We start from the raw sequence: 6000 nt of genomic DNA on the forward strand, positions 1-6000 counted from the left end.
ATCGTCTGCATCGAAGACGATGCGGACTGATTGCGCGGTGCGATCGGTTCGACGTCTTCTCGATCGGAGACATCATTGGAAAACATCGGATTGGTCGGTGTCGGCCTCATGGGCCATGGCATCGCAAGCAACATCGTCAAGCACGGCCACCCGCTGTCGGTGCTCGAGCACCCGGGCAATCAGCCGCTCGATACCCTGAAGGCGGCGGGCGTCAAGACCTTCGCCACCGCCAGCGAACTCGCCGCGGCCGTGGACGTGGTGATCCTGTGCGTCACCGGCACGCCGCAGGTCGAGGCGGTGCTGCTCGGCGACACCGGTGTGTTGAAGGGCATGCGGCCCGGTAGCGTCATCATCGACTGCTCGACCGCGCTGCCCGATTCGACCGAGCGCCTCGCCAGGATCGTCGCCGACGCCGGCGGCCGCTTCATGGATGCCGCCATGACGCGCACGCCCAAGGAAGCGGCCGAAGGGCGGCTGAACCTGCTGGTCGGGGGCGACGCCGAACTGTTCCGCGACTGCCGGCCGCTCCTGGCCTGCTTCGCCGAGAACATCACGCACGCCGGCCCGGTCGGTGCCGGCCACCGCATGAAGCTACTGCACAACTACGTGTCGCTCGGCTCCGTCGCGCTGATCGCCGAGGCCGCGGCCTGCGCCGAGCGCGCCGGTGTCGACCCCGAAGTCTTCCTCGACGTGCTGGGCAAGGGCGGTGGTGGCGGCACCGCGCTGGAACGGCTGCGGCCCTTCCTGATGAACAAGGACCCGAGCGGCCTGCGCTTCGCGATGTCGAACGCGCTGAAGGACCTGGGCTACTACACGGCCATGGCCGAGGCCGGCCATTCGGCGCGCAGCATTGCCGAAGGTGTGCGCCAGACGCTCGAAGGCGCCGTGCAGGACAGCGACCCGCAGGCGCTGATGCCGGAACTGGTGGCGGTGCTGGCCAAGCGCGGCGACGGCGTGTAAGCGCAGCGGCGCTCTACGCGCCTTCCGCCCCTTCGATCAGAAAGCGCACCCGCCGCACGCCCTGCCACTCGTCGGCGTCGAGCCGGAAGGCCAGCACCACCTTCGGCGGCAGCGGCTCGGTGTGGCCGAACCAGATGCCGTCGACCGGCTTGCCCTGGTGCTTGAGTCGCAGCGCCAGGTGCTTTTCGCCGACCAGGCGCTGCGAGATCACCTCCACCTCCTCGCTGAAGGTCGGCGGCGCGAAGCCCTGGCCCCACACCTCGCGGTGCAGCGTGTCGACCAGGTCGACGCGCATGTACTCGGCGGCGATAGGGCCGTCGGTGTCGATGCGGCGCGTGAGTGATGCGGCGTCGAGCCATTCGGTCGCGACCTGCGCGAGCGCGCGCTCGAAGGTCGGGAACTGCTCGCGCGCCACGGTGCAGCCCGCCGCCATCGCGTGGCCGCCGAAGCGCAACAGCACGCCGGGGTGCCGCTTGGCAACGAGGTCGAGCGCGTCGCGCAAGTGGAAACCCGGGATGGAGCGGCCCGAGCCCTTCAGCTCGTTTTCCTTGCCCGGCGCGCCGCTGGCGGCGAAGACGAAGGTGGGGCGGTGGAAGCGGTCCTTCAGGCGCGAGGCGACGATGCCGACCACGCCTTCGTGGAAGGCCGCGTCGAACACGCTGATGGCCGCGGGCACGGATTCGCCGCCGTTGCCATCGACATCGAACAGCGACTCGGCCAGCAGCAGCGCCTGGTCGCGCATGCCGCCCTCGATGTCGCGCCGCTCGCGGTTGATGCCGTCGAGCAGGCGCGCCAGTTCGTCGGCGCGGCCGGCGTCGTCGGTCAGCAGGCACTCGATGCCCAGCGTCATGTCGGCCAGGCGGCCGGCCGCGTTGATGCGCGGACCGAGCGCGAAGCCGAAGTCGAAGGTGGTGGCGACCGGCGCCTTGCGGCCGGCTGCACTGAACAGCGCGGCGATGCCGGCGGGCAGCGCGCCGGCACGGATGCGGCGCAGGCCTTGCGCAACCAGGCGGCGGTTGTTGGCGTCGAGCTTCACGACGTCGGCCACGGTGCCCAATGCGACTAGCGGCAGCAGCACGTCCAACTTGGGCTGCGTGGCCGCATCGAACACGCCCCGCGTGCGCAGTTCGGAGCGCAGCGCCAGCAGCACGTAGAACATCACGCCGACACCGGCGATGCTCTTGCTCTGGAAGTCGCAGCCGGGCTGGTTCGGGTTGACCAACACGTCGGCGTCGGGCAGTTGCGGGCCGGGCAGGTGATGGTCGGTGACCAGCACCTGCAGGCCGCGCGCCTTGGCGGCAGCCACGCCGTCGACGCTGGCGATGCCGTTGTCGACGGTGATGAGCATGTCGGCGCCGCCGTCGGCCACGCGCTCGGCGATTGGCGGCGTCAGGCCGTAGCCGTCGACCACGCGGTCGGGCACCAGGTACGCGACGTGTTTCGCGCCGAGCAGCTTCAGGCCGCGCACGGCCACCGCGCAGGCGGTGGCGCCGTCGCAGTCGTAGTCGGCGACGATGCACAGGCGCTTGTCGTCGCGGATCGCATCGGCCAGCAGCACGGCGGCTTCGCGCGCGCCCTTGAGCGTGTCGGGCGGCAGCAGGCGGGCCAGGCCGTCGTCCAGTTCGTCCTTGCCGAGCACACCGCGCGCCGCGTAGAGCCGCGCCAGCAGCGGGTGCACGCCGGCCTGTTCCAGCGCCCAGACGCTGCGCGGCGGGATCTCGCGGGCGACGATCTTCACAGCGCGGCCAGCACGGTGGTGGCTTGCGTGCGGGTGAAGAGGTTCTTCACCCAGCCCAGCGCGCCGCGCGGTTGCGGCGCGAAGCGGCGCGCGGCGCGGTCGCCGCAGAGCGTGAGCTGCACCGCCTCGCCGCGGCGGTAGGCCGCGAGCAGGTCGGCGATCGGGCCGGCGTCGAGCGCCTGCCAGGCGGCGGTCCAGGCGGCGGCGTCGTCGCGCAGGGCCGGGGCGCGCAGCGTGTCGAGCACCGTGGGCGCATCGGTGGGCGCCGTCGCCGCGCTCGAGAGCACGCCGGTGCCGCTCAGCCAGAACGAGTTGATCGGCTGCAGGCCGCGCGCGATGCGCTCGTCGTTCACGCGCTGCGTGTAGAGCAGCATCTGCATTTCGTTCTGCAGCTTGCGCACCGGCTTGAGGGCATCGGTCAGCGGCGCCCAGGCCGAGATCGGCCCGCCGGCCGCGCGGTCGAGCGACGCGGTGGCGAGGCTGCGGAACAGCTCGCCGCGCGCCAGCCAGCGGCCGGGCGCGGTCGACCGGCGCAGCACGATGCCGTCTTCCTGGAAGAAGGGGCGGGCGGCTTCGAGCAGCGCCTGCGATTCGGTGGCGTCGATCGCCATGCCGCTCGGGTCGTCGAGCACGACCTCGTCGATGGCCACTTCCCAGTGGCACAGCGTGAGCACGGCCCAGGGCTCGTCGGACCCGGCACGCGACAGGCCGGTCTGCTGCGCCTCGCGCGCGCCCCAGGCGATGCAGCCGTCGGCCGCGTCGATGCCCAGGGCGCGGGCCAGCGCGCGCTCGTGCGGCGGCGTGAGCGTGGTGTCGGCCTGCGTGTCGTCGTGGGCCACCACCAGGCGGGTGAGCAGGGCGTCGAGATTCGGGAGTTGCAGCGCGGCCAGCGCGGCGGAACAAGCGGAAGACCCGCGGCCGGCAAAGGGGATCAGCAGATGTGTCGAGGAAGAGGGAAGGGGCATGGGGCCTATTGTCGGGCCGCCCCCTGGCCGGTCAGGCGGGATGCCACAATTCCGCCATGTCACACCCCCATGCTCAGCACTCCGTGTCTTCGCTGCCCCCCGAAGGGGCGCAGGCGGCCCTTGGGGCGGCCCGGCGGGACGCCTGATATGCCCCTTCCCTACGAACTGCAACTCGGCTGGCGCTACACGCGTGCGGGCCGGGCGACGCGGCGCAACGGCTTCATCTCCTTCATCTCCGGTGTCTCGATGCTCGGCATCGCGCTGGGCGTGGCGGCGTTGATCATCGTGCTGTCGGTCATGAACGGCTTCCAGAAAGAGGTGCGCGACCGCATGCTCGGCGTGGTCTCGCACATCGAGATCTTCTCGCGCGACGGCCAGGCGCTGCAGGACATCGGCCCGATCATGGACGCGGCGCGCAAGAACCCGGAAGTCATCGGCGTGGCCCCGTTCATCGCCACCCAGGCGCTCATCGCGCGCGGCGAGGACATGAAGGGCGCGCTGGTGCGCGGCATCGAGCCCAAGCTCGAACCCCAGGTGACCGACTTCGCCAGCACCGCGCAGAAGGGCGCGCTCGACAAGCTGGTGCCGGGCGAATTCGGCATCGTGCTCGGCGGCGAGCTGGCGCGCTCGCTCTTCGTGCGAGTCGGCGACCAGGTCACGCTGGTGGCGCCGGGCGGCCAGGTGACGCCGGCCGGCGTGGTGCCGCGGCTCAAGCAGTTCACCGTGGTCGGCACCTTCGATTCGGGGCACTACGAATACGACTCGGCGCTGGCCATGATCCACGAGCAGGACGCCGCCCGCGTGTTCCGCCTCGAAGGGCCGAGCGGCGTGCGACTGAAGCTCAAGGACCTGAACCGCGCCCGCGAGGTGGCCGACGAGCTGGCGGTCACGCTGCCGGGCTCCTTCCTCATCCGCGACTGGACCCGGCAGAACAAGACCTGGTTCGCCGCGGTGCAGGTCGAGAAACGCATGATGTTCATCATCCTCACGCTGATCGTCGCGGTGGCGGCCTTCAACCTGGTGTCGACGCTGGTCATGACCGTGACCGACAAGCGCGCCGACATCGCCATCCTGCGCACGCTGGGCGCGAGCCCGAAAAGCATCATGGGCATCTTCGTCGTGCAGGGCGCCATGGTCGGCGTGATCGGCACGCTCGGCGGGCTGCTGTTGGGCCTGGGCATCGCCTACAACATCGACGTGATCGTGCCGGCGCTGGAGAGGCTCTTCCACGCCAGCTTCCTGCCCAAGGACATCTACCTCATCAGCCGGATGCCGAGCGATCCGCAGCGGTCGGACATCATGCCCATCACCTTGATCTCGCTGGCCCTCTCCTTCGTGGCCACGCTGTATCCGAGCTGGCGCGCCAGTCGCGTGAATCCTGCCGAAGCGCTCCGTTATGAGTGAAGTCAATCCCCGCAAGGTCGTCCTCAAGGTCCGCGGCCTCACCAAGCGCTTCCACGAAGGCCGCATCGACCTCACCGTGCTGCACGGCGTCGACCTCGACGTGCATGCCGGCGAGACGCTCGCCATCGTCGGCGCCTCGGGCTCGGGCAAGAGCACGATGCTGCACCTGATGGGCGGGCTCGATGCGCCGACCGCCGGCAGCGTCGAGCTGCACGGCAAGAACATCGCGCACGCCGATGCGGCCGAGCAGGGCCGGCTGCGCAACCGGCACCTCGGTTTTGTCTACCAGTTCCATCACCTGCTGCCGGAATTCAGCGCGCTCGACAACGTCGCGATGCCGCTGAAGATCCGGCGCGCGCCGCCGGCCGAGCAGACGCAGGCCGCCACGCAGATGCTGACGGCTGTCGGCCTGGGCGAGCGGCTGCAGCATCGCCCGGCCGAACTCTCGGGCGGCGAGCGCCAGCGCGTGGCCATCGCGCGCGCGCTGGTGACGCAACCCGACTGCGTGCTGGCCGACGAGCCCACCGGCAACCTCGACCGCAGCACGGCCGACGGCGTGTTCGCGCTGATGCTCGAGCTTGCCCGCAAGCGCGGTACGGCCTTCGTCATGGTGACCCACGACGAGACCCTGGCCAGCCGCTGCGACCGCGTGCTGCGGCTGGTGGCGGGGCGGCTGGCCGATTGAGCGCGTGTGGATGAACGCCTGCGCGTCGGCCGCGTGCCGCTCGCGGGGCTGGCGCCGGGGGAGTGGCGCTACCTGCTGCCGCACGAAAAGTTCTAAGCGGCCTTTTTCGCGCGGGCCGGCCCCGCGATTCGGTCACACAACCGAGGTGAATTTCCCGGCCTTGCGCCCGTTCCACATTCATTGACATTCTGGGCGCAGCCTCGCCCTCAGAATCCGCGCCTTTCCAACGGGTACAGGGCGGGCAATGT

At 70.5% G+C, this 6000-nt stretch carries 5 protein-coding genes; 3 read left to right on the forward strand and 2 right to left on the reverse strand.

The genetic code is table 11. The annotated features are described in order from the left end of the window. The first annotated feature begins 75 nt into the window (after positions 1-75). The gene (locus tag N8A90_RS18325) at positions 76-960 is read left to right on the forward strand and encodes an NAD(P)-dependent oxidoreductase (RefSeq protein ID WP_262076441.1); all 885 of its coding nucleotides are present in this window, start codon (positions 76-78) and stop codon (positions 958-960) included. Positions 961-973: 13 nt separating this feature from the next. On the opposite strand, the gene recJ is transcribed toward N8A90_RS18325, so the two are convergent. Then, positions 974-2698 (reverse strand): single-stranded-DNA-specific exonuclease RecJ, encoded by a 1725-nt coding sequence (recJ, locus tag N8A90_RS18330; RefSeq protein ID WP_262076442.1) that lies wholly within the window; start codon positions 2696-2698, stop codon positions 974-976. Next, on the reverse strand, positions 2695-3663 hold the full coding sequence (locus N8A90_RS18335) for a hypothetical protein (protein ID WP_262076443.1): 969 nt from the start codon (positions 3661-3663) through the stop codon (positions 2695-2697). Before N8A90_RS18335 ends, recJ begins: the two co-directional genes overlap by 4 nt. 147 nt (positions 3664-3810) lie before the next feature. On the opposite strand from N8A90_RS18335, the gene N8A90_RS18340 reads away from it, so the two are divergent. Together N8A90_RS18340 and lolD are read left to right on the forward strand one after the other, a co-directional pair. Further along, a complete protein-coding gene (locus tag N8A90_RS18340) occupies positions 3811-5067 on the forward strand; it encodes a lipoprotein-releasing ABC transporter permease subunit (protein WP_262076444.1) in 1257 nt (418 codons plus the stop codon). After that, positions 5060-5752: a lipoprotein-releasing ABC transporter ATP-binding protein LolD gene (gene lolD / locus N8A90_RS18345; protein WP_262076445.1), complete on the forward strand. Its 693-nt coding sequence runs from the start codon at positions 5060-5062 to the stop codon at positions 5750-5752. The genes N8A90_RS18340 and lolD overlap by 8 nt, the downstream gene beginning before the upstream one ends. Positions 5753-6000: the final 248 nt, after the last annotated feature.

Source organism: Variovorax sp. N23 (assembly GCF_025486315.1).
In the GTDB taxonomy this organism is placed as follows: domain Bacteria; phylum Pseudomonadota; class Gammaproteobacteria; order Burkholderiales; family Burkholderiaceae_C; genus Variovorax.